A 26,590-nucleotide genomic window follows, 5' to 3' on the forward strand; every position below is an offset into this window, starting at 1 on the left:
GGTGATCTGTTTGGAAACCGTCGCCTTTGAATTGAAAGGGAAGTTTGCTTTTTTTAAAAAGCCGGATGTGAACAGTAAAATCTACTTTACCTATTCACATATTCACAAAATAGCGTTGTTAGGTCTTCTGGGCTCGATACTTGGGTATGGCGGGTACACACAGCAGTATGAAGCGATCAGGGAGGCAGGAACGAATAAAGATAACCAATACCCTGAATTTTATCAGTGTCTGAAACACCTGAATGTAGCGATTGTTCCCCATGGCGATTGTGGCTACTTTGCTAAAAAAATACAAAGTTTCAATAATTCAGTAGGCTATGCCAGCCGGGAAGAAGGTGGCAATCTCATCGTAAGAGAGCAGTGGCTGGAAAATCCACATTGGACCATCTATCTTTTTAAGAATAACGAAATGGACACGACTGTTTTTGAGAATCTGAAAAGGGCGATTATCCATCGACAATCGGTCTATGTTCCCTATCTCGGAAAAAACGATCATATGGCTGTTATTGATAATCCCCGTGTCTGTGAAAGTACATTGATCAGGGATGTGCATGAGATCAATTCTCTGTATTATGAGATACCTGGTATTATTTTTGATGATTTTGCCGATCCTCCGGAGAATTCATCCTTCTACTATTTTGAGGAAATGATGCCCTGGAAGTTGGATCCAAAACTGAATTATTATAAATTCAGGACTGTCTGCCTGACCAATAAGTTCATTGAATCCATTCCTCGTAAAAGTGTGTTTTATAAGACAGAAGGAAAGACTCTGGCATTGCTTTAAGCTGAGACAAAGCGAGGGATATTGTTCATGTGGACAAGCATTCGCCGGTTGGATGATCTGCTGGCTCATAACTCAGGAGAACGTTATGAGACATTGCAGCAGCACTCTGATCAGACGTTATTTTATTATCACCAGTTGGAAAAAATCAAACATCTGGATCAAATCTTAGGGCATACGATCAGCAGAATCCGATTCAGTGGGGAGTCTCTGAATCAGACCATTAAATCAGTTCTTTCTGAGATGTTTGTTAAAGCGGTTTACTGGCATGATATCGGCAAGATTAATCCCGCTTTTCAACGACAGACTCTGAAAAATAAAAAGGTAGCGCCTCTCGATTATGCCGATACAAGTCATGCTATGTTGTCGGCCATTCTGTATCTTGATCTTGTCTGGACTAAAATTGACCGATTAAAGGCGGACCCAAAATGGACCTTTTTATTACGATACTTCGCATTTGGGTTCTCGTACTCTGTCTCCCGCCATCATACCGGACTTCTGAATATTATTGGTGATGACTGTGAAGAAAAAACGTATTTGAACGATCTAGAGAATTATTTGACCAAATTAGAGGCCCATCCCAGGTTACTGCGTTACTATAAGAAAGCAGATCGTGTACTTCAGGCATTTCCAATAAACAAAATAAGAAATACTCAGGCAAAGGTTCGTCACAGAGTATCACCATTGACGACATACATTCTGATTAAACTCTGCTATTCGTGCATCGTCTCCTGTGACTTTTTTGCGACTCAGCGGTTTATGAAGAATCAGGAAGTTCCTCTGTACACACTGACTGATAAAGATAAGAAGATACTGTATCGTTATTACGCAAATAAACCCCTTTATCAGTCAATCAGACATTATCAGGATGATGTAGAGCATTTCAACGTTGAACCGATTAATAAACTGAGAAGCGAGTTGTTTCTGGAGTCTGAGCGGCAACTAAGGAGGCACCAGAATGAGCACATGTTTTTCCTTGAAGCACCGACGGGAAGCGGGAAAACGAATATTTCTATAAATCTTTCGCTGACGTTGTTAAAAAACGATGCTGATCTTCAAAAAGTACTCTATGTATTTCCATTCAACACGCTTACAGAGCAGACAAAAGAGACACTGGATGATATTTTCCCCAAAAATTTGCAGCAGAAATATCCTGTTTCGATTGTTAACTCAGCTGAACCAATCATGAGTAAGAAAAAAGCGGCAAAGGCATCTCAAGAAAAAATTGATTATGAAAGTGAATTACTTAAATACCAGACGATTCAGTATCCTTTTACTCTGACTTCACATGTCCATCTATTTAACTTTTTGTTTGGATCAACCAGACAGGCGAATTTAGGGCTTGTTCATTTGGCAAACAGTGTCATTATTTTAGATGAAATCCAGAGCTATAAAAATGAGCTGTGGCCGGCTATCGCCCAATTATTATATGAGTATGCACAATGCCTGAATATACGCATGATTATTATGTCAGCGACACTTCCAAAAATCGATGCATTTTTACCGGAATCCAGACGTTTTGTTAATCTTGTGCCACGCAGAGAAAAGTATTTCAATGATCCATTGTTTAAAAATCGGGTACATTTAAATTTCAAACTGCTGGATTGTCCGAGAGATGCATTGTTTGATCATATGTGTCAAATCATTGATCATAATGGACCAAAACGGTATTTGTTTGAATTTATTTATCGCAGTGCTGCACGTGATTTCTACGATAAATTCTGTGAGAAATATCCGGATAAATTGGTGATTGAACTAACGGGTGATGACAACAACTATTACCGGAAAGAAATCATTGATCAATTAAATCACACGAACAATGGTCAATGGGCACTTAATGACGTGATCATTGTTGCCACCCAGGTCATTGAAGCTGGTTTGAATATTGATATGGACATTGGCTTTAAGGATATCTCGTTATTTGACAGCGAGGAGCAATTTCTTGGCAGAATCAATCGATCGTGCAAACGTCAAGGTTGTACTGCTTATTTTTTCAACTATTCCGACGCAACCGTGCTTTATGGCCAGGATTCCCGACTGGAATATGATCTGAATGATCAATCTGTCAGACAGGCTCTGATTGAAAAGAACTTCAAACCCCTTTATGAAAAGGCCTTTCAATGGATCCGTCCTGGTGATAATGATCCGTTATTGTCGCATATAAAAAGGCTGCGCTATAAAGACGTAGAAGATGATATGCGTTTGATTGATCAGGTTGCAGTGACCCTTTATCTGCCTTATCATCTGGAAATTAATCAACGAATCATTGATGGAGAAAAGCTTTGGCATGATTTCCGCCAGTTACTCCGCAATAGGAGTCTGCCCTATGCTGAGAAGACGATAAAGCTTTCACAGATACAAGTAGAAATGAGTTATTTTACCTATCCATTTTATCTGAAAAAAGGGACATTACCTCTTTATGCAGATGAGGAGCAGATTGTTGGCGATCTGTTCTATATTTCATGCGGGAGTGAGTATATGAAAAAAGATGAGAGAACGGGTTATTACAAATTTGACCGAAAAAAATATATGGCGGATAGTGGGAGTGATTTTCTTTGACTGCTAAAGTCACTGGTACAATGGTCAATTATTATATACATTGCAAGCGTCAGTGCTGGTTATTCTCTAATAAACTGAATTTAGAGGATAACAGTGAAGAGGTTCGGATTGGGCGGATCTTACATCAATTAAAGGAAGAAAAAGCAAAAAAGAAAGAGGTCGCAATCGATAATATCAAAATTGATAAATTAACTCCTGAATATCTTGTAGAAATTAAGAAATCGGATGCTGATTTGGAAGCGGTTAAGTGGCAGACACTTTATTATCTGTATATTCTCAGAGAAAAGGGGATTGATCGAAAGGGAAAGATTGAGATCATCGATAAGAAAAAAGAAAATCGAAAAATTCATTATACTGAGTTGACGGATGAACTGGTTTTTCAACTAAAAGAGATCATCAGTCTGATACAAGAACTTATAGAACGACCGATACCGCCATTACCAATTAATAAATCAATCTGTAAAAAGTGTGCTTATTATACTTATTGCTACATATGAAATGGAGGAGAATCGATGGCACAATCCGTGAAATATCTTATAACGATGGGAGAATTGAAACGTAAGGATAACTCACTGATTTTCCGTAATGAAAAAGGGCACCGGTATCTCCCGATCGAGGGAGTCAAGGAGATATACTGCCTCAATGAAGTCAGCTTAAATACCAAATTACTTGATTTTCTTGCTAAAGCACAGGTAACAATGCATTTTTTTAATTATTATCACCAATATTCAGGCACTTTCTATCCTAAAGAACAGCTCGTAAGCGGGCGCCTTTTAATTCAGCAGGCCAGGTTATTTGACGAACATCGGATAATCGTTGCCAAAGCGATTGTCCAAGGTATCGCAAACAATATTTATTCTGTTTTATATCATTATTACTCCCATGGTGCGAAAGAACTGAAACCTTTGATTGACTGGCTGAGGAAGAATGTGCCAGGTTTGCTGAGCAGCAGTGACTTAAAGATCAATCAGGTGTTGTTTATTGAAGGGACAATATGGAAGAGATTTTATCAGTCGTTTAAGTACTTCCTTCCTGAGACTTTTTTGATGAATAAAAGAGTGAAACGTCCACCAGACAATCCGATGAACGCCATGATTTCATTCGGTAATTCGCTGTTGTATGCGAAAACAATCACACAGATCTATCATACACATCTGGATCAAAAAATCAGCTTTTTACACGATCCCGGTGAAGGGCGGTTTTCACTTAGTCTTGATTTATGCGAAGTTTTTAAGCCGATCATCGTTTATAAAACGATATTTGAACTGGTAAATCATCGGAAGATACAAGTTGGCAGACATTTTGACAAGGAACTTAATTACTGTCTTCTCAATAGGGCTGGGAAAACAGCCTTTATAAAGGCATTTGACAGTCGAATTAATGAAACCTTTCAGCACGCGACATTGAAAAGAAAGGTGTCCTACCAGACAGCAATAAAACTGGATGCTTATAAACTCATAAAACTTTGCGTCGAAGGACAGGCTTTTAAACCGTTTGATTTTAGAGAGAAATGCTGATGGCTGTATTTCATTCGAATTACGCATTCCTGTTTTATGATGTCGGGGAAAAACGCGTGCAGAAGATCTTCAAAATATGCAAGAAATACCTTTATCCTTACCAGAACTCAGTTTTCCGTGGCCCAATTACTCCCTCAAAACTGATCCAGTTAAAAAGAGAACTAAAAGCAAAAATGGATGAAGATCATGATTTCGTGTCTATTCTTCTGCTTAAAAATGAACGAGATTTTCGTGAAGAGACAATTGGTCAAAAGAATAATCAAGATCCGGAAGATTTATTTCTTTGATTTCTCCTGCCATAAATTAACAAATACGATTATACTGGTGCTTTTCAACGTTTTTGATATTTACCAAAAGCCAGGAAAAGACCAGCCTGAGTATTGATAAGTAAAGGGCTTATTGATAAAATTATTATAAGGAAACCCAGTATTACTCGGCGTTGAACCGTAACATTAGATGTATTGAAACATGGTTCTTCGCCCCATACGTCGATTCGGTTTTCTTGTTGAACCGTAACATTAGATGTATTGAAACTCGACATCTGGGTGGAAAGTGTTTTCTTTTGTTCGTTGAACCGTAACATTAGATGTATTGAAACCGAACAGGAGAAACCGAAACTATTTGACGTAATGTGTTGAACCGTAACATTAGATGTATTGAAACTGAGGGCGACACTCTTACAGTTGTCGCTGATAACTTTGGTTGAACCGTAACATTAGATGTATTGAAACTCCAGATTGCACACTTCGCCGGGATGGAGCGGCTGGTTGAACCGTAACATTAGATGTATTGAAACGCATTTAGCTTCTGCCTGCTCTTCCCAGCAGGAGATCGTTGAACCGTAACATTAGATGTATTGAAACAACTATCTGCTCACTTTTCCGTATTTATGTCCTTTGCCAGTTGAACCGTAACATTAGATGTATTGAAACCCAACGCCAAAAATAAACCTATTTCCACCATCTAGTTGAACCGTAACATTAGATGTATTGAAACAGTGACAACCGAGAAATAGCAATAACTAGATTTATGTTGAACCGTAACATTAGATGTATTGAAACTGATGAATCCTCCTCGAAAAAATTTGAGCATAAAGTTGAACCGTAACATTAGATGTATTGAAACTACTGCGTGTTTATAAATTCTTTTGATCCATCCTCTGTTGAACCGTAACATTAGATGTATTGAAACTCCAGAGTCACAGCTGATGGGTCAAAGACCGTTCCGTTGAACCGTAACATTAGATGTATTGAAACGCGGCCATTTCAATTACTCTATAACTGCCATAGATAGTTGAACCGTAACATTAGATGTATTGAAACAATGTATGAAAGGTAATTGTTTTTCCGTCAGCACTCGTTGAACCGTAACATTAGATGTATTGAAACTAATTTTTCTGATATACACCTCAGTCAATGGTTCAATGTTGAACCGTAACATTAGATGTATTGAAACATAGCTTTTACACCCATTATTATTTTTTACCCCCTTGTTGAACCGTAACATTAGATGTATTGAAACTTTCAAATTGCAGGACATAATTTTTATCACCTGTATCGTTGAACCGTAACATTAGATGTATTGAAACGCCGGCACATGATCTTGTTTGGACTAGCGACCGGCTGGTTGAACCGTAACATTAGATGTATTGAAACTCGAAAAACACCTTTTTTGGTTTTGCGTAGCACCCGCGTTGAACCGTAACATTAGATGTATTGAAACAATTTATGAATGAGGCAACCAAATTGACAAAGCTTAGTTGAACCGTAACATTAGATGTATTGAAACTTACCAGGGGGACATTGATTTTAACAAAGTTAAAAGTTGAACCGTAACATTAGATGTATTGAAACGGTTATTAACCACACCCGCGGCAATCAGCACCGCCGTTGAACCGTAACATTAGATGTATTGAAACCCTTCTTGCTGATGCCCGTCCGAGACGCAATCATAGTTGAACCGTAACATTAGATGTATTGAAACTTCACTTTGTCAAAAAGTTTCCCGTCGCTGTCACGGGTTGAACCGTAACATTAGATGTATTGAAACATATGTCTACCGTATGGAACATAGCTATCTGGAATTGTTGAACCGTAACATTAGATGTATTGAAACTGAGATAGCGAAATTGATAGTCCGTATGCCTGGACAGTTGAACCGTAACATTAGATGTATTGAAACAGGATACTTCCACCAGAATACGCCTTACCAATCATGTTGAACCGTAACATTAGATGTATTGAAACTAATATAGAGCGTATTTTCGACAATCGCCTTACTCATGTTGAACCGTAACATTAGATGTATTGAAACTGCTTTATGCTTCCCGTGACCTGCATAACAGGATGAGTTGAACCGTAACATTAGATGTATTGAAACTTGTATGCGCACCATCTGTAAAAGAGCTATCTATAAGTTGAACCGTAACATTAGATGTATTGAAACTGGTTGTGCCCATCGCTGCTTTGACCAGCCATCCCTGGTTGAACCGTAACATTAGATGTATTGAAACCAGCGGAAGACGTTATCAAGGCTCTACAGGAAATAAACGTTGAACCGTAACATTAGATGTATTGAAACATGCTAAGTTGAACAAATGAGAACGCCGAACAGGCGTGTTGAACCGTAACATTAGATGTATTGAAACTACGAATCGCTGAACTGATACGCTCCATAGTAGTATAGTTGAACCGTAACATTAGATGTATTGAAACCTGCATCCGGATTGCACGCTCCGCTGTGGTTTCGCGTTGAACCGTAACATTAGATGTATTGAAACAGTCCTGTTGTTGCCACTATATATCCCTCCAAAATAGTTGAACCGTAACATTAGATGTATTGAAACAGCTATTTAACATAGATTTACTTATTTTTATTTATGCAGTTGAACCGTAACATTAGATGTATTGAAACGTAAACGCAATTATTCAATTATTATTTTTTGCCTGCGTTGAACCGTAACATTAGATGTATTGAAACGCGCTTCGATAACGTCCTCCGCTGTGAAGTCTTCCGGGTTGAACCGTAACATTAGATGTATTGAAACCGCGGAACTGGCCGTTAACGGTCGACGACTTTATTTGTTGAACCGTAACATTAGATGTATTGAAACTCGTCAATGCCGTTCACTTTGTATACTTGGCTATAGTTGAACCGTAACATTAGATGTATTGAAACCGTAAAAATAAGTGTGTATTCATTTTAATGCCCCCTGTTGAACCGTAACATTAGATGTATTGAAACGGCTGTCATTGCTCCGGTTGTTCATGCTGATTTTGAGTTGAACCGTAACATTAGATGTATTGAAACAACGATCATCTTGTGATTCCTGCGCCTTGCTGGTCGGTGTTGAACCGTAACATTAGATGTATTGAAACACGGTCACCTGATCAGTCAGGAAAACATCGATGCTGGTTGAACCGTAACATTAGATGTATTGAAACGAAAGCTGAACGCTGGGCCATGGCTGAGCTAGCGGAGTTGAACCGTAACATTAGATGTATTGAAACGAACTCCCAGAACGGCTCATGAATGCGGCCATGGGCAAGTTGAACCGTAACATTAGATGTATTGAAACTTGACTGATCGTATGACTGTCAGAGAATGTGCCGAGGTTGAACCGTAACATTAGATGTATTGAAACACGAATCGCCGCTGTTTTTCAGTAAGTGCCATCGCGTTGAACCGTAACATTAGATGTATTGAAACTCTATTTTATATATCTTCTCCAATGCGCGGTCTAAGGTTGAACCGTAACATTAGATGTATTGAAACCCAGACGCCCCGAGCAGGGATCCGTCCCGTGATGGTTGAACCGTAACATTAGATGTATTGAAACACTGCCGATATGATATTGTCTATCACTTCATCAGGTTGAACCGTAACATTAGATGTATTGAAACTCCTGTATAAAAAAGCTATCGTCTATCCATTCAAATGTTGAACCGTAACATTAGATGTATTGAAACTTTTCAGACTCTTTATCGGAATTACTAATATAATCGTTGAACCGTAACATTAGATGTATTGAAACTCGTTGATCGGCATATACTCCGCATCTTTTAAGCAGGTTGAACCGTAACATTAGATGTATTGAAACTAAAATCCCCTTTTTTGTATGATTTTTTGTCAAAATGTTGAACCGTAACATTAGATGTATTGAAACAGTAATAATCAAGATAAAATATCCTTTATTTCGCAAGTTGAACCGTAACATTAGATGTATTGAAACTGAGTCGAAACAATATCACGTGTTTCTTCCCGTATGGGTTGAACCGTAACATTAGATGTATTGAAACTTCCTCGTCCCCCTCATGATTGATAAGCGTTTCATAGGTTGAACCGTAACATTAGATGTATTGAAACTGAATAGTTATATCATCCATATTATCCTTTGGATTAGTTGAACCGTAACATTAGATGTATTGAAACTGTTTAAAACCTCCAATTATTTATTTCTTTATATCTGTTGAACCGTAACATTAGATGTATTGAAACATAGTTTCAGAGCCCTTATTATTATTGTTTTCTTCTGTTGAACCGTAACATTAGATGTATTGAAACCCCTCTGGAGTAGTTAAGTCCTTATAATTGTGTAAAAAGGGTTATCTGAATATGAGGAAATGAGAAGGTATTCTGTTTCTCTGGAGGGGGCTGGCCAGCCCCCTCCAGAGAAACAGCGGGGTTCGATTTCACTTGTTCCTTTCATTTCTCTATAAAAAATGAGCCGGAGCCCATCATCTCAGTTAGAATAGAGTCGACAAAAACCAAATTCTAAAGGAGAGACTCAGGGATGGCTCACTTACAGATTACTCTAGATGAACAACTTCTGCATCATTTATTTATTGGCAACGAAAAAGATTCGGCGATGGATGACCTCTTGGAGATGATTTTAAATCAGGTTCTGAACGCGCAGGCCAGTGAACAGATCAACGCCGAAAAATACGAACGGAGTGAAAAGCGGACGGATTATCGAAACGGTTCTTATCCTCATCAACTGAAAACACGCGTGGGAACGCTCACCCTGAACGTCCCCAGACTCCGTAACGGCCATTTCTCAACGGATCTTTTTCATCGCTATCAGCGCAGCGAACAGGCGCTGGTCCTTTCCCTGATGGAAATGGTGATCAACGGGGTGTCCACCCGGCGAGTCAGCCGAATTACCGAGACACTTTGCGGCACGGACTTTTCAAAAACGACCGTCTCTGAACTTTGCGGACATTTGGATCCCATCGTTGAGGGGTGGAATAATCGTCCCCTAAAGGGCTGCTTTCCCTTTCTCATCGTGGATGCCGTTTATACCAAGGTCCGTGAAAATGGGCGTGTCCGTTCCCGGGGCGTTCTGATCAGCTACGGGATCAACGAAGAGGGGTATCGAACGATTCTGGGGTTAAAAATCGATGACAGCGAGAGCACGGAAGCCTGGAACCGCTATTTCAGTTGGCTGAAAGCACGCGGCTTGAAGGGCGTTGATGTCGTCGTTAGCGATGATCATGGAGGACTGGTCAGTGCCGTTCAAAGAGCGTTTCAGGGCGCGACCTGGCAGCGATGCCAGGAACACTTCCTGCGCAATGTGCGTGACCGGCTCCCAAAGCCATTAAAACACGAAGTTGCCGATCAGGTTCGAGCGATTCTCCACGCGCCCGATGTCGACACAGCTCAGACCCTGCTTCACTCTTTTTTGAAAGCTTATCAGGAAAAAGCACCACGAATCACAGAGTTTGTTGAGACGGCCTTTGATGATGTGACTGCGGTGCTCTCCTTGCCCGAACCTTATCGCCGCCGTTTGCGGACAACCAATGGCATGGAGCGCCTCAACGAAGAGTTTCGCCGCCGCGAGAAGGTGATTCGTATTTTTCCCAATCAAGATTCGGTCGTCCGTCTGATGGGGGCCGTTCTTATGGAGCAGGATGAAAAGTGGGTGAGCGGCCGCCGTTATTTGAAAATGGACGACTATTTTGACTGGAAGGCCAAGCAACCCAGATCAGCGAAACCGGGTAAAGTCACTACCCTTTATCCAAAGGGATGACTCTGCTTCTACTGAGATGAATTTACACACAACAAAAGACTTGATCTCTGGAGTTGTAATACCGGCTATAAAATAATCAGTTGAACCGTAACATTAGATGTATTGAAACACGGAAAGCTTGTCCGCTCCTTGGTCTCTTTAGCGGTTGAACCGTAACATTAGATGTATTGAAACTTTACATGAACTTTATCATCCTCATTAATCATTTTAGTTGAACCGTAACATTAGATGTATTGAAACTGTAATCATACGTATCACTTTATTTCTTAAATATCTGTTGAACCGTAACATTAGATGTATTGAAACTGGCATGTGCTCAGCGCCCAAAAGTTACCATCAGCGTTGAACCGTAACATTAGATGTATTGAAACTGTCCTATCCCAAATAATCTTAATAGGATTGCCCGAGTTGAACCGTAACATTAGATGTATTGAAACTCGGTCAGGCTTGCTTTCATCTGGCAGAAAGCCTCAGTTGAACCGTAACATTAGATGTATTGAAACTCCATAGGCTTACTGTTGTTTCTTTTGAACCAGTGGGTTGAACCGTAACATTAGATGTATTGAAACTTTATACCATCAGCCAAATTGCTCTTAGGGTCGCCGGTTGAACCGTAACATTAGATGTATTGAAACTCCACGAAAGCGGATCCGTCCTCGCTACCCTCTGTTGAACCGTAACATTAGATGTATTGAAACTTAAAAAATAATCCGTGCCAGTCTCCTGCCGTCCTTAGTTGAACCGTAACATTAGATGTATTGAAACAGGACGGCGAACGCCGGGACGGCGTATGCTTTGCCCGTTGAACCGTAACATTAGATGTATTGAAACTCGCGCTGGAACAGCACGGCAAGGGGGACTATATGGGTTGAACCGTAACATTAGATGTATTGAAACCGTTGACCCGAGATGCATCTAATGTCCCCGTCGTGGTTGAACCGTAACATTAGATGTATTGAAACAGCGCCGAAAAAATGTTATCGGCGACCTCGTCAGCAGTGTTGAACCGTAACATTAGATGTATTGAAACTAATGAGCGCGGTGGCGGATCCATCTTTGTGTCCCTGTTGAACCGTAACATTAGATGTATTGAAACTCGTTAAGGTCCACCATGCGGCCCGGCTCGGCCAGCGTTGAACCGTAACATTAGATGTATTGAAACAACTGTTTGCGGAGTTTATCAGCACTTAGAATGTTCTGTTGAACCGTAACATTAGATGTATTGAGATGATGAAAAGCTTTTACTATTTGAATCACTAGTGCATTGTAGCTAAGATTTTGAAATTAACTGTTACATTTACTTATTTTGATAAGAATCTATTTAAAAAGGCGAAATGATACGTCCAATAAAACACATTGTTGCTTTAACTGACGACGAAATGACTTGGCTTAAGAACATCCTGAAAGACAAAACGACCAATCAGACCATCAAAAAACGCAGTCAGATTTTACTGGATGCCGACATCAATCATGGAGAAACACACCAGCGTAAAGAGATTGCGAGGTATAATCGTGTTGCCCCATCAACCGTGGCCAACGTGATCCGGCTTTTTGTGAACGACAGCTTTGATGAGGTCCTTACCTTTAAACGCGGTGAGGGATCGGATCACTCGCACCAGAAAATCGATAGTGAAGCCGAAACGAAAATGATCAAACTCGCTCAAGCCTGCGCCTGAAGGCTATTCGCACTGGTCATTATGACTGCTGGAACAGGAATGCAAAGTGATCCTGGATGTCCCCGTGAAAAAAGACGTGATCCAAAACGAACTTAAGCCTCACCGTGATGAATACAGGCCCATCCCCAAAAAACAAGACGCCGAATTCGTAGCTCATATGGAAGATGTGCTGGATGTCTATTCGCGCCCGTACGATCCACAAAAGCCGTTAATCTGTCTGGACGAAAAGCCCTACATGATACATCCCAAAAAAATTCAACTCCTTATCCTGAAAAACGCAATAGAAATCAAAAGATACTTCAATTAACAAGTTATCTCTCATTAAACACCCTGGTTGATGAACACTACGTCATCGGAAATTTTCACGGGCAGTAAAGGATATAAGTAAAGAGTGAAGGATTTCCACATCTTTCATTGTCTGTCCGGTGTTGCCGGATCAGAAACTTTCTTTTAGCAGATGAATGGTTTAATCTAAATATGAGAATGAATATCAATTAGAACATCTGATGAAGGAAGTGCAAAACATATGACCAGTCAATCTAATCATATAGATCAGCCCGATTCGAAGAAAAGTGAAGAGGGCACCCCATCTATTCTGATTCTCTATGCGAGTGAAATGGGTAACACTCAGGATATTGCTCAGAAAATGGCTGAAGGGATTCGTGCGGGAGGCGTGACGCCCAAAGTTAAGGATGCCTTTGGCGCGACCGCTGATGAAATCACAGACTACGATGCCTTTCTGTTTGGCAGCGGGACGACCGGAGACGGGGAGCTGCCGGACGAAGCGCAGGATATTTATGATGATCTGGATGCTCTCGATCTGAAAGGGGTGCCGTGTGCTGTATTTGGAGCGGGCGACACCAGCTATGAACTGTACTGTGAAGCGGTCAACACGATCCACAAGAAACTGGACGATCTGGGCGCCGACCTGATTCTCCCCGATTTCAAGGTTGATTTCAGCATGTCACCGGAAGAAGAAAAGCAGGCCAGAAAGCTCGGGAAACAGTTTGCTGAAAAAGTACGGGACCGGATGAAGCAAAGCCGGTGAATCCTGCGGCCTATAACATGAAATGGGTAATCCGCCTCCAGTAGAAAAGGGGCGGGTTTTTGTAAATACGATGGCCAGATTCAGAGTTTGCTATTTTTCCAGTAGTTCTTTTTTCAGAGGGGCCAGCTTCTTTCGCAGACTTTTCTTCCACGATCGGACGGTATGTTCTGAGACCTGCTTCGCTTCGGCAATTTGCTGCGTGCTCCAGTCATCGAACAGGGCGAGGTTGAGATACTGGGCTTCGCGGGGGGTGAGGCCGGGAAGATGGGTTTCGAGGAGGCGGAGCATCTGAGCTCTGATGGATTCCTGCGGCTCGTCCGGTATCTCATATGCATCAGATTCACTGGATGTTTCATGGCTGGCATTCCTGTAATGCTTTCTGAGGTAATCGGATAATCGGCCGTCAATCATCCGCGTGGCAAATGCAATAAAGACATATTCGGGGTTCTTTCCCGGACTGACCCTGGAGAAGTCAAACCTGATATTTGCTTCCCAGAAAGCGTAACGGGCAATCTGAAGCAGGTCATCACGATCAGAGGAGCTGTAGAGGTAAGATTCATATTTAGTTAAATAGTTCCGGACGCATTTGAAGATCTTCGGTTCATATTTTTTCATCAGGCGCTCAAAGGCAAGTTCTTCAGACTCAGAAGGAAGGGCAAAATGGTCGGTGAAAGCCATAGGTATGAGGCTCCTTTCGGGGTTTGAGTATGGGGTTCTGCGGAGAGTGGCGGGTCATTTGATCCAGCCTTATGTCCTGTAAATAGGAAGGGATGATGGAAACTGGTGAATGATCTGAAAATTTATTTTTTTTAAATGGGACACAAATGAACAGCCATCACACGGACGGCTGCTCATTTGACTGTCACCATTCTGAAATGCGGAAGGTCTATTAAGACATGGGTTCTAGCGCATATGACCAAGGAGGAGTCACATGGCCAGGACAAGGATTTTCGCCCCGTCCATCGGAGTACGCCATGGACGAGGCGAAAAACATTTCGGAGGATTTCGGGGCAGGCAGCGGAATCGCTGCTGAGGCAATTGGGCCTTACGTGGATAAACTCAGGTCTTACGGAGAAGTAAACGCGTGGATGATTGATTGCATGAATACAGTACCTTCCAAAACAATATTACTAAAATTTTAAATTAATTGAAATATTTTTTTATTAAATATCTGGTGAAAATCCCAGACGTTCACTAATCTGACAAAATATGACTCTATTCATGGGCCCATAGAAGGATCTGACGACATTCAGTTAAGACTGCTGAGTATCGCATGATGTCCCGGACTCAGACACGCTGCGGAACGGTGGGTTAATCTAAAATGGATGGCCATCTGTATCAGAGACAGGAGGACCGGACTTGAAATCGGATGATTTTCTTAAAAAAACAGTTCTTATTTCAGAACATTCTGGCACGACGGGCTGCCGGTGAGTGGCCGAAATCATTGTAAGGCGGTTAACGTCAGTCAGGGTGCGATCTTTCCGCTGCACCTGAATTCATTCGGGCGCAGTTGAAAAAAGATTCTGATTATGAAGCAGATTTACAGTATGAATCCGCGTAAATCAGGCAATATTGCAAATAGCACCTGATTTGTGCTGATTCTATACCGGGGAGTTGTCCTGACGATGACGAATGAGGAAATCCTGACCGAACTTGCGTCTGAAGCCGTATTGAACTATGAACGAAACACAACCCTGTTTTATCTCTTGATGGAGAAGGGGATTGTTACTGAGAAGGAGTTCAGCGAGAAATTCAAAAAGGTCCATGAACACTTTGACGAACATCTGAAGTTGATTCTTGGCGACGATGTTCAGATTGAGTAGGCTTCGCATAGGGGAAAACCGATCTGACATGGTGGAGAATGGCGATTGATCCCTTCCACCTGTGACATGCAGAAAGCAGCCTTCTGTCACTCTGATGATTCCGGAGAGATCTGAGGTTTCTTTTTTTGCGCATGAACGGGCAGTAAGCCCCCAACCTCAGGGTAATGAGGGTAAACGAACAGGTTCAGGTGTGGGATCACTGTCCGCAGCCGCCCGATGGGTTCAACGAACAATCGGTGGGGGGGCGCAGGCTAAAAACGAGGGCATCCTGTCGCAACATGCACGGGCACGTCCTGTGCGCCCGACCCCCCCTTAACGGATTTGAAGTTTCACTTTATTTTGCCGGCTATGCCAGGAAAGAATACCATTTTTCTATTAAATTCGATACAATAAGGTCATAGATTACATGCAAAGGGAGTGTTTATGATCACTTACCAGCCAGGGAACCCGCTCATGATTCAATCGGACATGACCGTGCTGTTTGAAGTCGATCACCCGGCTTATGCTGAAATACGGGATGTACTGAGTGATTTTGCGGAGCTTGAGAAAAGCCCGGAACATGTGCATACGTATCGTATGACGCCGTTGTCTCTGTGGAATGCCGCATCAGCCGGACGGACGATTGATCAGATTATTCAGCTTTTTCATAAATACAGTAAATTCGACATCGCGCCGAACGTGATTCAGGAAATCAGGGCACAGTTCGATCGCTTCGGGATTCTGCGGCTGGAAAGGGAGGATGACCGCCTTTATCTGATCAGCCGGGATCCTGCGGTTCTGCAGGATGTTTTCCGCTTTAAGAGTATGAAGCCTTTTGTCAGGGAGTGGCCGGCAGACGATCGTGTGGAAGTTGAAGCCCGTGACCGCGGGCGTCTGAAGCAGGAGCTGATCCGGATCGGTTATCCGGTACAGGATCTGGCCGGATATACATCCGGTGCGCCTCTTGATTTTTCACTCAGGGAAACTACTTTGAAAGGTCAGTCGTTTTCTCTGCGCGAGTATCAGAAACAGGCGGTAGACAGCTTTTACGCCGGGGGATCTTCCCGGGGCGGAAGCGGTGTGCTCGTTCTGCCGTGCGGGGCGGGAAAGACCGTCATCGGTATTGCGGCGGCGTCAGAAATTGGTGCCGAGACGCTGATTCTCACGTCAAGCGTTACGGCCGCCCGCCAGTGGATTTCAGAGATTCTTGACAAAACGTCGATCACCTCAGATCAGATCGGCGAGTACTCGGGCAAGCACAAGGAGATTCGTCCCATTACGGTAGCTACCTATCAAATCGTCAGCCATCGGAAAAGTAAAGAGGATACCTTTACTCATCTGGCTTTATTTGAGCAGCGGGACTGGGGGCTGATTATTTATGATGAGGTTCATCTCCTCCCGGCACCGGTTTTCCGCGTCACCGCCGATATTCAGGCACGTCGGCGCCTGGGGCTGACCGCGACCCTGATTCGCGAGGACGGTCGTGAAGCCGATGTGTTCACACTCATTGGCCCGAAAAAATATGATGTGCCCTGGAAAGAGCTGGAGCACAGCGGCTGGATTGCGACAGCCAGCTGCCTGGAGATCCGGGTCTCGCTCAGCGGCCAGGAACGCGTGGCCTACGCTGCAGCGGAAGCCCGGGTGCAGGCACGATTAGCGGCGGAAGCCGGACAGAAACTGGATATCGTCCGGGCACTGATTGAAAAGCACAGAGCGGATCAGATTCTGATCATCGGTCAGTACATCAGTCAGCTGAATGCTCTTCAGGCGCTGATTGATGCGCCGATGATTACCGGGAAAACCCCGATGAAAAAACGGGACGAGCTGTATGAACGATTCCGTTCGGGAGAGATCCACTGTCTGATTGTCTCAAAGGTAGCTAATTTTGCCATTGATCTGCCTGATGCCAATGTGGCCATTCAGATTTCCGGTCAGTTCGGCTCACGCCAGGAAGAAGCACAGCGTCTCGGGCGTATTCTGCGTCCGAAGGCAAAAGGCGTTCAGGCTTATTTCTACTCACTGGTGACAAAAAACACAAAGGAACAGGATTTTGCGATGAACCGGCAGAGATTTTTGACGGAACAGGGATATGCGTACCATATTCTTGAAGCAGATGATTTTGAGGATCCGGAGACGGCTCAGATTGATGCGCAAAAGGTGGTCTCTCTTGTGACGTATCGGAACAAGAAGGAACGAAGGGGAGTTAAATAACGTGCGGGCAGCTGATTATTTACAAGAATTATCCAAATCCAGTATGGAAAAAGTAGCACGTTTTTTTGGTCATAAATCAGGACACGTGAAAAAAATGAGCGCGGACCGGCTCCTTTCCATGCTTCAGACGGAGTATCAGCCCGATGCAATAGAAAGGCATTTTAAAAAACTGACCGCAAACGAACAGGAAACGCTGAAATATCTCTGCCTGTGCACGTCAGCCCGGTCAGAGGGCGCTGTACGCCGTGATCTGAAGGTGTCAGGGGGGCGAACAGGGCGCCAGTCAACGACGCTGAATGCCTTAATCAGTAAGGGCATGATCTTCGTAAAGAAATATTACTGGGAGGACATTCTGTTTGTTCCTGACGAAGTCTATACTGTGATACTGAATCTTGAGATGCCGCGTATTGCCGCAAAGAAGAAGAATTTCAGTAAGCCTTATGGAGAAGTCCGCGTCACGCAGCATACCGGTCTTGCCGCCCATCAGGATATGCTTTATATTCTGTCGACCTTCGCCCATGAAAAGGTGACCATCACGCAGCAGCGGAAGATCTATAAGCGCTGGATGAAAAAAATGGATGAAAAGTGCCGCCTGAAAGCGGAATCTTTTGCTTCCGTCATGTGGTCGGGCAATGACTATGGGAATATTGAATTCTGGGAGCAGTATCTGTCAGATAACGGACTGATTGACCGTGATCATCATTACGTGCACGTTCAGCCGCAGATGCTGGAGGTGTTCACGCGGGTGCCCTATAATGAGTGGGCCCGGACCTACTATGATTATTATCTGGATCGTTTGAACCGATGGAAGCATGTCAGTCGGGTGGTCCCGCTGGAACTATGCAGAATCGTGTTCTTCGGACAGGGGTTCATCTGGACTCTGAAGCAGACGGTGAATGAGCTGATCAATATCTGGAGCGCAGAGTGGAGTATCCTCATTGAGGATCAGTTAATCAATGAAACTTTTTATCGCCCTCTTGTTCTTTTCGGGTTAATCGAGACGGGAGTGGATGAGAAGGACCGGGAAGTCTGGCGCTGGACAGACTGGGGCAAAGCCTTTGTCCGGATGGAACTGGATGAGGAACCTGATTCGGAGACTGATCTTCTCACAGAGGATCTGTATGTTCAGCCTAATCTCGAGATCATGTTACCGGAAAATATTCTTCCGGCGATTCGCTGGCGGATTGAGACCTTTGCCGAATTAAAGAAGTCTGATGCGGTATTAATCTATGAATGGTCTGCATCACGTCTGGAGCAGGCTATCGAAGCCGGCTGGACGCTGCAGGGGATTTTAGAATTTATCGGACGATACAGCAAAAATCCGTTGCCTGATAATGTGGTCCGCACGATTACCGACTGGACAGAAAATGTTGGAAAGGTCAGGCTGTGGGACGTCCTTGTCTTTGAGGTTTCCGATCCATCCTTTGCTTCGGTCATCAAAAGGGATAAAAAAATCAGTAAAATGATTGTCACCTCGTTCTCGGATACCGCCCATGTGATCCGGCGAAAGGATGAGGAAAAACTGCGTGCAGCACTCAAAAGTCTGGGTTATCCCGCGCTTGAGTCCGTTTCTTCACCGGATGATCCGGATGAACGGAGAAAAATCAGCAAGGGCAGCATGACAGGTGAGTTAAACCGTCGTTCCTATGCACCGGACACGTATCCGAAAAGCTTTGATAAGAAACTGATCAGTCTGAGTCAGCTGACGATCGGGCCGGCCGATGAATACTGAATCAGCCGGCTGAATGAAGCGATCAGCAAAAACCTGCTGGACTTCGCTCATTCATTCTCCCGGCTCATCTGGCCCAGAGCATTCATCCAGCTGCCGCAGAATCCTTCACAGGATAACGGCGTCCGCTCAGCCGCTTATCATCCTGCTCAATGAGTATGCCCCCACCAGGTGGAGGACCGAATCTTGATTTGGAAAGATATGAATCACCCTTTTGCGGCGATAAAACGCTTCGTTGAGGCGTTCCATGCCATTGGTGGCTGTCCGCAAACGGCGGCGATAGATTCAGGCAGGAAGAGCACCGCGGTGACATCATCAAAGGCCGTCTTGACAAACTCTGTGATCTGAGGGGCTACCCTGTCCAAATGGCCGCCTTGGATGAGACAACCATCGTACAGAAAGTGTACACTGGCGAAAATGGCCGGAAGGGAATTTCAGAAAATAAAAAAGCGCCCATCTAAGGGCGTCTGTTTCATGTACAGCACGTTATACCGAGTCTTTGTTGTATTCAATTTTCAGTTTTAAAGTGGCACCGGCTTTGTTAAATAGCCGTTCAAGGCCATCGTAGGTGATATTCTCGTCGCCGTTCTCCAGGCGAGACAGATATGGCTGTTTGACGCCAATCACTTTGGCGAACTTAGTTTGGTTCAGCCCCATTTTTAAGCGAAGTTCAATGATCTTTGATGAGAGTTCGAAGCGCTTTCTCCGATCCTTGTCTTCCCAAATCCTCTTGAATTCGGGATCTCGCCTGCTACGATGCCTGGCATATCTGTCGGCTACACCCATTTGTCACACGCCCTTTCTGTTAATCCAGTCCGTTCTATGACGCTCCGCCCGTACAATCTCCTGCGGTGGGGTTTTGTTCTGTTTCTTTGTAAATCCGTGGGTTAGAACTAATGTGGTTTTGTGCCATCGGAACATGAGAACACAATAAATATCACTGCCTGTTTTCGTTCTAAGCTCCCAAATGTGCTCATCTAGCTTTCTCACATGGGGCATTCCCCAGCGTAATCCGAAAAGTTCTAGTCTGGCTATATCCTCGTTGACTTTGTCTGCTGACTTAGATGGTATCGTATCTAACCAGGCATAAAGAAGTATTTCGCTGTTTGCTGTTATATATTCTATAGTTTCCCATTCTAATCCACGTTGCGACACCATCCATATCCTGATTATAACTTATGAGTTATAAATTTTATAGGGATATCTTTTTGGTAAATCCATTTTTACCTTAGCAAAAGAATCACCTTATATTTTGCATTAAAACCAAAAATATGTAATAAAAAAGTGATGTGGAACGGAGTGGAACAAATTATGAGTTGCACGAACAGCAAGGAAAAAACGTTCAACCCCTTGCCACGCACGCCTGAATAATTTATCCCGCCGCCCGATTGCATTTGGCCGGTGTTTATCGACTAAAACGACGGAATCGCATGATCAAATTCTGGAACCCATTGTTCTAAAGAGCAATGTCACTGGAAACTGTTGGCTATTTTTCATCAGCAGTTAACATAATCAGGTTCCGGCTTGCGGTTCGTACCGGCTGGTTTTTTCATGTTGCGGAACTCTATCATTCCGGCTGGCTGGACTAAAAAGAAATAGATACAAAAAACGGGTGGCTTGTCGGTCATTCATCCCGTGAATCCATTCACGGGCTTTCTTGACTGCCACCTTTTGTAAAAACCTGCTGGACTTCGATCATTCATTCTCCTGGCTCATCTGGCCCAGAGCATTCATCCAGCCGTCGCAGAATCCTTCGTAGGGTTCAACCTTTTTTCCCTTCTGAAGAACACGCCTGATTTCGGTGATGTTCTTTTCTTTTTTCAACGCGATCAGTATTTGTGCCAGCATCTGGGACAGTCTGTTCTTCACATCCGCGGCCAGCTGCTTCATCCATACCCCGGTATAATCCTTCAGCATGTCAGAATGATAGTCTTCAAGGAAGCTGAGGAAAATTTCACTGCGTGTCATGATCGGTTCATCCGACCAGAGGAGGTCATCAAGATGTTTCACGTACAGACCAATATCACAGACAGCATGGGCATTAAGGGCAACTGTATCACGGCTGATGAGGAGAAGTTGATGCAGACCGGGCTCTTCCTGACTGTCAAATAAGTGATGCAGATAATTCAACGCGACACGCAGCCGGTTTCGTGCCTGATTCAGGGCGAGGTCGGGCGTCAGGGCGTCAATGATGGTATCGCGCTTGACAGCCCCTTTATTCAGAATGATAAACAGCAGCAGTTCTTTTGCGGTCCGTTTATTCCAGTTCCCGTCGATTTCCCGCCCGTTCCAGAAAACATGTGTTTCCCCGCGCATAGCGGACAGCAGCAGCTCACGATGATGGGCGGTATGCGGGTGATACTTTTTTTCAATCATCCGGTTGACCGCATTCAGCATACTTTCGATTTCCGGTTCGGCTTTCAGTGGCCTTTTGTCGCTTTTCATAAAGGCAACAAAGAGGTCAGCAGCAAACTGCGGCTGGTCCAGCGGAATCAGAGCGGAAGCATCCGGGGCGACCATAAACCGGTTATTAGGAACATAAGTACTAAACAGCATGGCAAGTGAGGCAGGGAAGACGGGATCGTATTCGCCATGTATGAACAGCACTGGTGGCCGGACTTTTCTCAGTTTTCCGATCAGATCAAAGTCCGCGGTCCGGGCCCGCAGGAGCAGTTCCTGAACCGGTGCGGCCAGCAGTCTGTCCGGAACATGCCGAAGTGCAGTGGTAATCAGCCGGGTTTTTTCCTCAGTGACCGGCTGCACACTTTCTAAAATATACTTTTTCTCAAATAAATGTCGGTCGAGCTTCAGAAGCTGAAAATTGATCTGGCTCTCATGAGCATAGTCCTGCTCCTTACAATAGAAGGGCAGGGACATGAGCGTCAGCGAACCGATGCGACCGGGATCATGAAGGGCGGTCTCCAGAGCCAGAATGGCACCGTACCGGCAGCCGACCAGGTGGACACGCTTCAGGTTCAGATGGCGCAGAAGATCCTGCAGTTCCTCAATTAACAGGGGCAGGGCCAGGTCACCTGTTCCGGTGCTTTTTCCGTGACCGTAAAAATCGTAAGTCAGAATATTGAATTTTCCCCCCATAGCCGAGATCAGGCCGGTCCACATGCCGGAATCCATTCCGAGATCATGGATCAGTACCACAGTGGTCCGGCTTTTTTCTGCTCTGTAATAGTGGTAATAGAGCGTATCGTCTCCACGTTTGAATACGGACATGCCTGACATCCTCCTTTGGCAGGTTGATGTGCGTTCTTTCAGATCAGGTGATCTTCTGTAATTTCTGTGAGCTGCTCGTCACAGAATCCATCATAGGGTTCAATCAATCTTCCGTACTGCAGGATTTCACGGATCAGCCTGTACAGATGCTGGGCTTTCAGTCGCGGGAGAAGCTTCCGGAGGGCGTCAGACAGCTTGTTTTCCATCTGATCCGTCAGTGTAAAAATCCAGTCCCCTTTAAAAGATGAGAACTGTGCCGGGTCATACTGCTTCAGCATCCGGATAAAGGTCCTTGCCTGTTCTTTCAGCGTTTGCTGACGGTCCGGGAACTTTTTTAACCGTGTCAGAAATTCATCGATGTCGCATCCTGTCTCTGCATTTAATGAGAGCCTGTCCTCACCGATCATCAGGATGTTCTGCAGATCCGGATCGGGAAAATCACGAAAGATCTGATTCAAATGATTGATCCGGACACGCAGATGATTTCTTGCCCGCGCCCGGGGCAAATCCGGCATCAGGTGGTCAATCAGCGTTTCACGGGTGGCCGTCCCCTCATGCATGATCAGAAAAAGCAGCAGTTCTTTGGCCCCGCGCTGATTCCACTTGCCATCAACCGGTCTGCCGTTCCATTCCACGGAAAATTCATGCATGACATGCATCTGGAGCCTGTGCTGAGGCGTGCCCGCAGATTTCAGGCTGGATAGCAGGACGTCGCGAAAATGCGAACTCAGTTGATGATAAACGGGGAGCGAAGTGAGCGGCTCATTTTTGCTGCGCAGGAAGGTGAGCAGAAACTGAGTGGTCAGCTGAGGCTGATCCACAGGCAGAATGTGCGCGGCTTCAGGGACGATCAGCCAGCGGCAGTTCGGAATGCAGGCTGAAAAAAAGGCAGCAAGGCGCGGTGGGAAAACGGTATCATGATTTCCGTACATCAAAAGTGTCGGAACGGAAATCTGTCCCGGCATGTCCGATAAATGAAAAACATCCGGATGGTCGCTGATGATTTCTATCTTTTCTTTGAGCACGTGGCCCGGGATCTTCATAAATGCACGGCTGAACCGGGCTTCTTTTTCCGGAGTTGGCAGGTAAAAGCTGTCTGCCAGGAGTTTTTTCATCAGCAAATTCCGGTCAATTTCTGCCAGGCAGAAATGCAGGTTCATGAGGCGTCTGTATACAGGCGCGCGGAAGACCAGAGCCGGAGACATCATCGTCAGAGAAGTGAGGCGATCCGGGTATCTTCTGGCCCATTCCAGCCCAATATTCCCCCCCATCCCGCTTCCGACGAGATGAACTTTCCGGATACCGAGATGGTCGATCAGAGCGAGCGCTTCTTTAATCAGCTGGTCTAATGTCAGCGGGGCTGAGCCTGCGCCGGAGTTTCCATATCCGGATGAATCATAGGTCACCCAGTTTATTTCCTGCCCTGAGGTGTCCAGCCTGTCCAGCATCCCCTCCCACTCCGTACTGTCCATGACCAGATTATGGATAAAGAGCAGTGTCGGGTGATCCGGATCAGTGATTCGGGCCGTATAATGCAGCGTATAATCATCAATTGACATCTGTGACATGGTATCCGCCTCTTTCGTAATGAAGTACAGGGACGATCCAATGAAATGAAGGTGTAATGGGTTTCATGATACGATTCATAACACATTGTGTTGACAGTGGCAGGGGGACTGACACGAAAAAGGGAGCAGACACGCGATGAAACAGTTTGCCTTTTACCTTAAACCGTATGACAGACAGATACGCAGACAGTCACTCATATTTTTCACTGTGATTGTATCTGACCGGATCGAAAATGCGGTTCAGAAATTTGCTGAACTGTATGGCTCCGACTATTGCGGCATGGTGAAAATAAAGGAGCAACAATATCACGTTTTCTATACCCGGGGCCGCGCTCCGGAGAAGGAAGAATTCATGTACATTGTGAACGAAAACGAAAGGCTACATTTTAATGACAGATAACAGGACACATTTCTCCTTTTCACAGGAAAAAGGACTCCTGCTCCCCTCTCAAATTCTATGAAATCCACTCTTCATCTGAATGAATCGGAACCTGGTAAACCGGGACACTGGAAACCAGCTGTTTCAGAAGATCAATGGCCCGTTTCATTTCATTCGTCCTATTAGGCAGGCAGTATATCTGATGAATCAGATGGAGCAGTGCTGTCGTCTCGTCAAGACGCTCCTTCCTGTTACCAAAAGAGGTCCCGGAGATGAAGAGCTGGTTCAATGGCATACTGCACGGTCGCTGAGCCTGAGTGCTCATTGAAAAAAATGAACAGCCTCTAGGCGTGATTTTGACTGGAACGATATCAGCTGCCGAACGGGTGTAACGGTTGTCGGGGGGCAGGCTTTCAAGGCTTAAACCTGCAATAAGTTCTGCCTGGCCCGCGGATATCCTCTGTTCACGTGCATGAAGCAGAACGCCCCAACCGTTATGGATGAGGCAGAGACTGTAGAGTGAGTAAAACGCCTCCGTCAGGGCGTGTGCATTATACGCATACAGATGGGCCGTACGGAAATCGGCATCGATGGTGATCGTATAGTCGTCCTGATGGATCACGGTTGCTACAGGCTGACTCGTGCCGGATTGCATTTTCCTGACGGCCGGGGTCCCGTAACCGCCATGGATAAACAGTTCCATACTGATCGGCTGATGCGGCTCGCTTTTCATACAATTAAATGCTTTTGTGACCATGACCATTAATACAGCAGAACCGGCGTGGACAGCGAAAACATGCTCTCCCATTTTTACGTAATTTCTGTGCATCATATCCTCCTGTGCTTTTATCTTTTTCGCGGGATCCGACCCGTCCGGGCGTTTTTTCCGCTCCTGGTGTAACAGGGAGTTCAGTAATCAGCGGACTTCGCGTCTTCCGTACAACCTTTGTAATGTTTTGACAGATTTTGATACTCATTTCATTTATCATTAGTTGAATTTTACACAGGGAAGCGTTACACAATCATTACAATTTTGCCGGATCGACAAAAATATCAGCCAAAAAGTGACATAAAATACAGACACATTTAAAGGAACAATATAAAAGTCTGGACAGACCGGCACATTTTGACCTTCAAAATGAGTGCTTTTGTCCTGGGGCGTACATTGGATCGCCATAGCGAAACCGGAGCAGGAATCCTCTGCTCCGGTTTTTAAGTAATGAATCTGTTACGGCCGCTTCGCTATCCTCTTACCATATGAGGCGAAGTGACATGAGAAGAAGAATAGATATTACCGGCCAGAGATTCGGCCGACTGGTTGCACTCCGTGAAGTACTCTCTGAGGACCATGTTCGGAGATATCTGTGCCAGTGTGACTGCGGCAGTCAGAAAGTGATCCGAATGTATCAGCTACGGGCAGGGAAAACAAAATCATGCGGCTGTCTGAACCGGGAAATCACCTCGGCGAAACTGACCTATGATCTGACAGGGAAACGTTTCGGCAGGCTGACGGTCCTGCATCGCTCCGATAAGCACCACAAAAGTCAGAATAACGCGGTCTGGACCTGCAGCTGTGACTGCGGAAACACAATTGATGTGCTGTCGAAATATCTGCTTAATGGTGAGACGAAATCATGCGGCTGCTGGAAATCGGATCACGGCCGCTGGCTGAGAGCCTATGAAGAAAAAAGATACCGGAAGAACGGGGTCTATGTCCCCTTACTCAGAAGCAAGGTAAGGGCAGACAGTTCAACAGGGGTAAAAGGTGTTTCTTTAATCAGAGAGAGCGGGAAATACCGGGCATCACTGACGATCAGGGGAAAGCGGCACTACCTCGGCGAGTTTAAAAGACTGGAAGATGCCGCCCGGGCGCGGAAGGCCGCAGAAGAAAAATATTATAAGCCGTTTCTGGAGGGGTAATAAAAATAGATAAGCGCCTGCTGAGTGGCTGCTTATTTTTTTGAATTCATAGGACTAATGATGCATCCCTGATTGGTACATAGATGATAGATCATTCACTTTTACCCGTGCAGGAGATCCCAGTAATGATGCTGTAACACGGTA

The 26,590-nt window shown here is 44.6% G+C and carries 21 protein-coding genes, 1 pseudogene and 2 CRISPR repeat arrays; of the genes and pseudogenes, 15 read left to right on the forward strand and 7 right to left on the reverse strand.

The annotated features are described in order from the left end of the window. The first annotated feature begins 1 nt into the window (after position 1). From cas5b to ABNN70_RS06525, 9 genes are all read left to right on the forward strand, one after another. Entirely contained in the window at positions 2-784 is a 783-nt protein-coding gene (gene cas5b, locus ABNN70_RS06485) for a type I-B CRISPR-associated protein Cas5b (RefSeq protein ID WP_353949167.1), read from the forward strand. A 27-nt stretch (positions 785-811) separates the two neighbouring features. Further along, entirely contained in the window at positions 812-3,340 is a 2,529-nt protein-coding gene (cas3, locus tag ABNN70_RS06490) for a CRISPR-associated helicase Cas3' (protein WP_353949168.1), read from the forward strand. Beyond that, on the forward strand, positions 3,337-3,837 hold the full coding sequence (cas4, locus tag ABNN70_RS06495; RefSeq protein ID WP_353949169.1) for a CRISPR-associated protein Cas4: 501 nt from the start codon (positions 3,337-3,339) through the stop codon (positions 3,835-3,837). Before cas3 ends, cas4 begins: the two co-directional genes overlap by 4 nt. Positions 3,838-3,852: 15 nt before the next feature. Further along, positions 3,853-4,857, forward strand: coding sequence for a type I-B CRISPR-associated endonuclease Cas1b (cas1b, locus tag ABNN70_RS06500; RefSeq protein ID WP_353949170.1), 1,005 nt, complete (start codon positions 3,853-3,855; stop codon positions 4,855-4,857). After that, complete coding sequence (gene cas2, locus ABNN70_RS06505; RefSeq protein WP_353949171.1) at positions 4,857-5,144, forward strand: CRISPR-associated endonuclease Cas2; 288 nt, start codon at positions 4,857-4,859, stop codon at positions 5,142-5,144. Before cas1b ends, cas2 begins: the two co-directional genes overlap by 1 nt. A gap of 151 nt (positions 5,145-5,295) precedes the next feature. Then, positions 5,296-9,420: a CRISPR direct-repeat array (repeat unit 30 nt; unit sequence GTTGAACCGTAACATTAGATGTATTGAAAC). Positions 9,421-9,649: 229 nt separating this feature from the next. Further along, entirely contained in the window at positions 9,650-10,885 is a 1,236-nt protein-coding gene (locus tag ABNN70_RS06510) for an IS256 family transposase (RefSeq protein WP_353949172.1), read from the forward strand. Positions 10,886-10,964: 79 nt separating this feature from the next. Continuing rightward, positions 10,965-12,114: a CRISPR direct-repeat array (repeat unit 30 nt; unit sequence GTTGAACCGTAACATTAGATGTATTGAAAC). Positions 12,115-12,219: 105 nt separating this feature from the next. After that, positions 12,220-12,561, forward strand: a complete 342-nt coding sequence (locus ABNN70_RS06515; protein ID WP_353949173.1) for a hypothetical protein — start codon at positions 12,220-12,222, stop codon at positions 12,559-12,561. 46 nt (positions 12,562-12,607) lie between these two features. Then, on the forward strand, positions 12,608-12,868 hold the full coding sequence (locus ABNN70_RS06520) for a hypothetical protein (RefSeq protein WP_353949174.1): 261 nt from the start codon (positions 12,608-12,610) through the stop codon (positions 12,866-12,868). A gap of 219 nt (positions 12,869-13,087) precedes the next feature. Further along, positions 13,088-13,609: a flavodoxin domain-containing protein gene (locus tag ABNN70_RS06525; protein WP_353949175.1), complete on the forward strand. Its 522-nt coding sequence runs from the start codon at positions 13,088-13,090 to the stop codon at positions 13,607-13,609. Between the two features lie 90 nt (positions 13,610-13,699). Here ABNN70_RS06525 and ABNN70_RS06530 read toward each other — a convergent pair whose 3' ends face one another. Next, on the reverse strand, positions 13,700-14,287 hold the full coding sequence (locus tag ABNN70_RS06530) for a sigma-70 family RNA polymerase sigma factor (RefSeq protein WP_129930364.1): 588 nt from the start codon (positions 14,285-14,287) through the stop codon (positions 13,700-13,702). Between the two features lie 947 nt (positions 14,288-15,234). Between ABNN70_RS06530 and ABNN70_RS06535 the strand changes: the two genes are divergently transcribed. From ABNN70_RS06535 to ABNN70_RS06545, 3 genes are all read left to right on the forward strand, one after another. Beyond that, the gene (locus tag ABNN70_RS06535) at positions 15,235-15,432 is read left to right on the forward strand and encodes a hypothetical protein (RefSeq protein ID WP_353949176.1); all 198 of its coding nucleotides are present in this window, start codon (positions 15,235-15,237) and stop codon (positions 15,430-15,432) included. Between the two features lie 423 nt (positions 15,433-15,855). Then, positions 15,856-17,622 carry a DNA repair helicase XPB gene (locus ABNN70_RS06540; protein ID WP_353949177.1) on the forward strand — a complete coding sequence of 589 codons (1,767 nt, stop codon included), beginning with the start codon at positions 15,856-15,858 and terminating at the stop codon, positions 17,620-17,622. A 1-nt stretch (position 17,623) separates the two neighbouring features. After that, complete coding sequence (locus ABNN70_RS06545; protein ID WP_353949178.1) at positions 17,624-19,354, forward strand: helicase-associated domain-containing protein; 1,731 nt, start codon at positions 17,624-17,626, stop codon at positions 19,352-19,354. 156 nt (positions 19,355-19,510) lie between these two features. Here the strand turns inward: ABNN70_RS06545 and ABNN70_RS06550 are convergent. The 3 genes and pseudogenes from ABNN70_RS06550 to ABNN70_RS06560 form a co-directional block, all read right to left on the reverse strand. Next, positions 19,511-19,683 (reverse strand): annotated as a pseudogene (locus ABNN70_RS06550) (transposase); the annotation flags it as partial. Between the two features lie 154 nt (positions 19,684-19,837). After that, a complete protein-coding gene (locus tag ABNN70_RS06555; RefSeq protein ID WP_353949179.1) occupies positions 19,838-20,137 on the reverse strand; it encodes a helix-turn-helix transcriptional regulator in 300 nt (99 codons plus the stop codon). A 3-nt stretch (positions 20,138-20,140) separates the two neighbouring features. Then, positions 20,141-20,509: a type II toxin-antitoxin system RelE/ParE family toxin gene (locus ABNN70_RS06560; RefSeq protein WP_353949180.1), complete on the reverse strand. Its 369-nt coding sequence runs from the start codon at positions 20,507-20,509 to the stop codon at positions 20,141-20,143. A 308-nt stretch (positions 20,510-20,817) separates the two neighbouring features. Between ABNN70_RS06560 and ABNN70_RS06565 the strand changes: the two genes are divergently transcribed. Next, the gene (locus ABNN70_RS06565; RefSeq protein ID WP_353949181.1) at positions 20,818-20,940 is read left to right on the forward strand and encodes a hypothetical protein; all 123 of its coding nucleotides are present in this window, start codon (positions 20,818-20,820) and stop codon (positions 20,938-20,940) included. Between the two features lie 106 nt (positions 20,941-21,046). Here ABNN70_RS06565 and ABNN70_RS06570 read toward each other — a convergent pair whose 3' ends face one another. Together ABNN70_RS06570 and ABNN70_RS06575 are read right to left on the reverse strand one after the other, a co-directional pair. Beyond that, positions 21,047-22,579, reverse strand: coding sequence for an alpha/beta hydrolase (locus ABNN70_RS06570; RefSeq protein WP_353949182.1), 1,533 nt, complete (start codon positions 22,577-22,579; stop codon positions 21,047-21,049). A gap of 38 nt (positions 22,580-22,617) precedes the next feature. Beyond that, positions 22,618-24,147: an alpha/beta fold hydrolase gene (locus ABNN70_RS06575; protein WP_353949183.1), complete on the reverse strand. Its 1,530-nt coding sequence runs from the start codon at positions 24,145-24,147 to the stop codon at positions 22,618-22,620. 136 nt (positions 24,148-24,283) lie between these two features. On the opposite strand from ABNN70_RS06575, the gene ABNN70_RS06580 reads away from it, so the two are divergent. Further along, positions 24,284-24,547, forward strand: a complete 264-nt coding sequence (locus ABNN70_RS06580) for a hypothetical protein (protein WP_353949184.1) — start codon at positions 24,284-24,286, stop codon at positions 24,545-24,547. A gap of 55 nt (positions 24,548-24,602) precedes the next feature. Here ABNN70_RS06580 and ABNN70_RS06585 read toward each other — a convergent pair whose 3' ends face one another. After that, on the reverse strand, positions 24,603-25,355 hold the full coding sequence (locus ABNN70_RS06585) for a hypothetical protein (RefSeq protein WP_353949185.1): 753 nt from the start codon (positions 25,353-25,355) through the stop codon (positions 24,603-24,605). Positions 25,356-25,798: 443 nt separating this feature from the next. Here ABNN70_RS06585 and ABNN70_RS06590 point away from each other — a divergent pair, with 443 nt between their 5' ends. Further along, entirely contained in the window at positions 25,799-26,446 is a 648-nt protein-coding gene (locus ABNN70_RS06590; protein WP_353949186.1) for a hypothetical protein, read from the forward strand. Positions 26,447-26,590 lie beyond the last annotated feature (144 nt).

The organism is Sporolactobacillus sp. Y61, from assembly GCF_040529185.1.
Taxonomy (GTDB): domain Bacteria; phylum Bacillota; class Bacilli; order Bacillales; family Sporolactobacillaceae; genus Sporolactobacillus.

Bases quoted from the DNA above. Each gene is read 5' to 3' on its own strand.
- ABNN70_RS06525 (WP_353949175.1), top strand. From the start codon at position 13,088: ATGACCAGTCAATCTAATCATATAGATCAGCCCGATTCGAAGAAAAGT.
- ABNN70_RS06570 (WP_353949182.1), bottom strand. From the start codon at position 22,579: ATGTCCGTATTCAAACGTGGAGACGATACGCTCTATTACCACTATTAC.
- ABNN70_RS06535 (WP_353949176.1), top strand. From the start codon at position 15,235: ATGACGAATGAGGAAATCCTGACCGAACTTGCGTCTGAAGCCGTATTG.
- ABNN70_RS06585 (WP_353949185.1), bottom strand. From the start codon at position 25,355: ATGCACAGAAATTACGTAAAAATGGGAGAGCATGTTTTCGCTGTCCAC.
- ABNN70_RS06540 (WP_353949177.1), top strand. From the start codon at position 15,856: ATGATCACTTACCAGCCAGGGAACCCGCTCATGATTCAATCGGACATG.
- ABNN70_RS06510 (WP_353949172.1), top strand. From the start codon at position 9,650: ATGGCTCACTTACAGATTACTCTAGATGAACAACTTCTGCATCATTTA.
- ABNN70_RS06590 (WP_353949186.1), top strand. From the start codon at position 25,799: ATGAGAAGAAGAATAGATATTACCGGCCAGAGATTCGGCCGACTGGTT.
- cas1b (WP_353949170.1), top strand. From the start codon at position 3,853: ATGGCACAATCCGTGAAATATCTTATAACGATGGGAGAATTGAAACGT.
- ABNN70_RS06530 (WP_129930364.1), bottom strand. From the start codon at position 14,287: ATGGCTTTCACCGACCATTTTGCCCTTCCTTCTGAGTCTGAAGAACTT.
- ABNN70_RS06515 (WP_353949173.1), top strand. From the start codon at position 12,220: ATGATACGTCCAATAAAACACATTGTTGCTTTAACTGACGACGAAATG.
- cas2 (WP_353949171.1), top strand. From the start codon at position 4,857: ATGGCTGTATTTCATTCGAATTACGCATTCCTGTTTTATGATGTCGGG.
- ABNN70_RS06575 (WP_353949183.1), bottom strand. From the start codon at position 24,147: ATGTCACAGATGTCAATTGATGATTATACGCTGCATTATACGGCCCGA.
- ABNN70_RS06580 (WP_353949184.1), top strand. From the start codon at position 24,284: ATGAAACAGTTTGCCTTTTACCTTAAACCGTATGACAGACAGATACGC.
- ABNN70_RS06555 (WP_353949179.1), bottom strand. From the start codon at position 20,137: ATGGGTGTAGCCGACAGATATGCCAGGCATCGTAGCAGGCGAGATCCC.
- ABNN70_RS06565 (WP_353949181.1), top strand. From the start codon at position 20,818: ATGTCACTGGAAACTGTTGGCTATTTTTCATCAGCAGTTAACATAATC.
- cas3 (WP_353949168.1), top strand. From the start codon at position 812: ATGTGGACAAGCATTCGCCGGTTGGATGATCTGCTGGCTCATAACTCA.
- ABNN70_RS06560 (WP_353949180.1), bottom strand. From the start codon at position 20,509: ATGGTGTCGCAACGTGGATTAGAATGGGAAACTATAGAATATATAACA.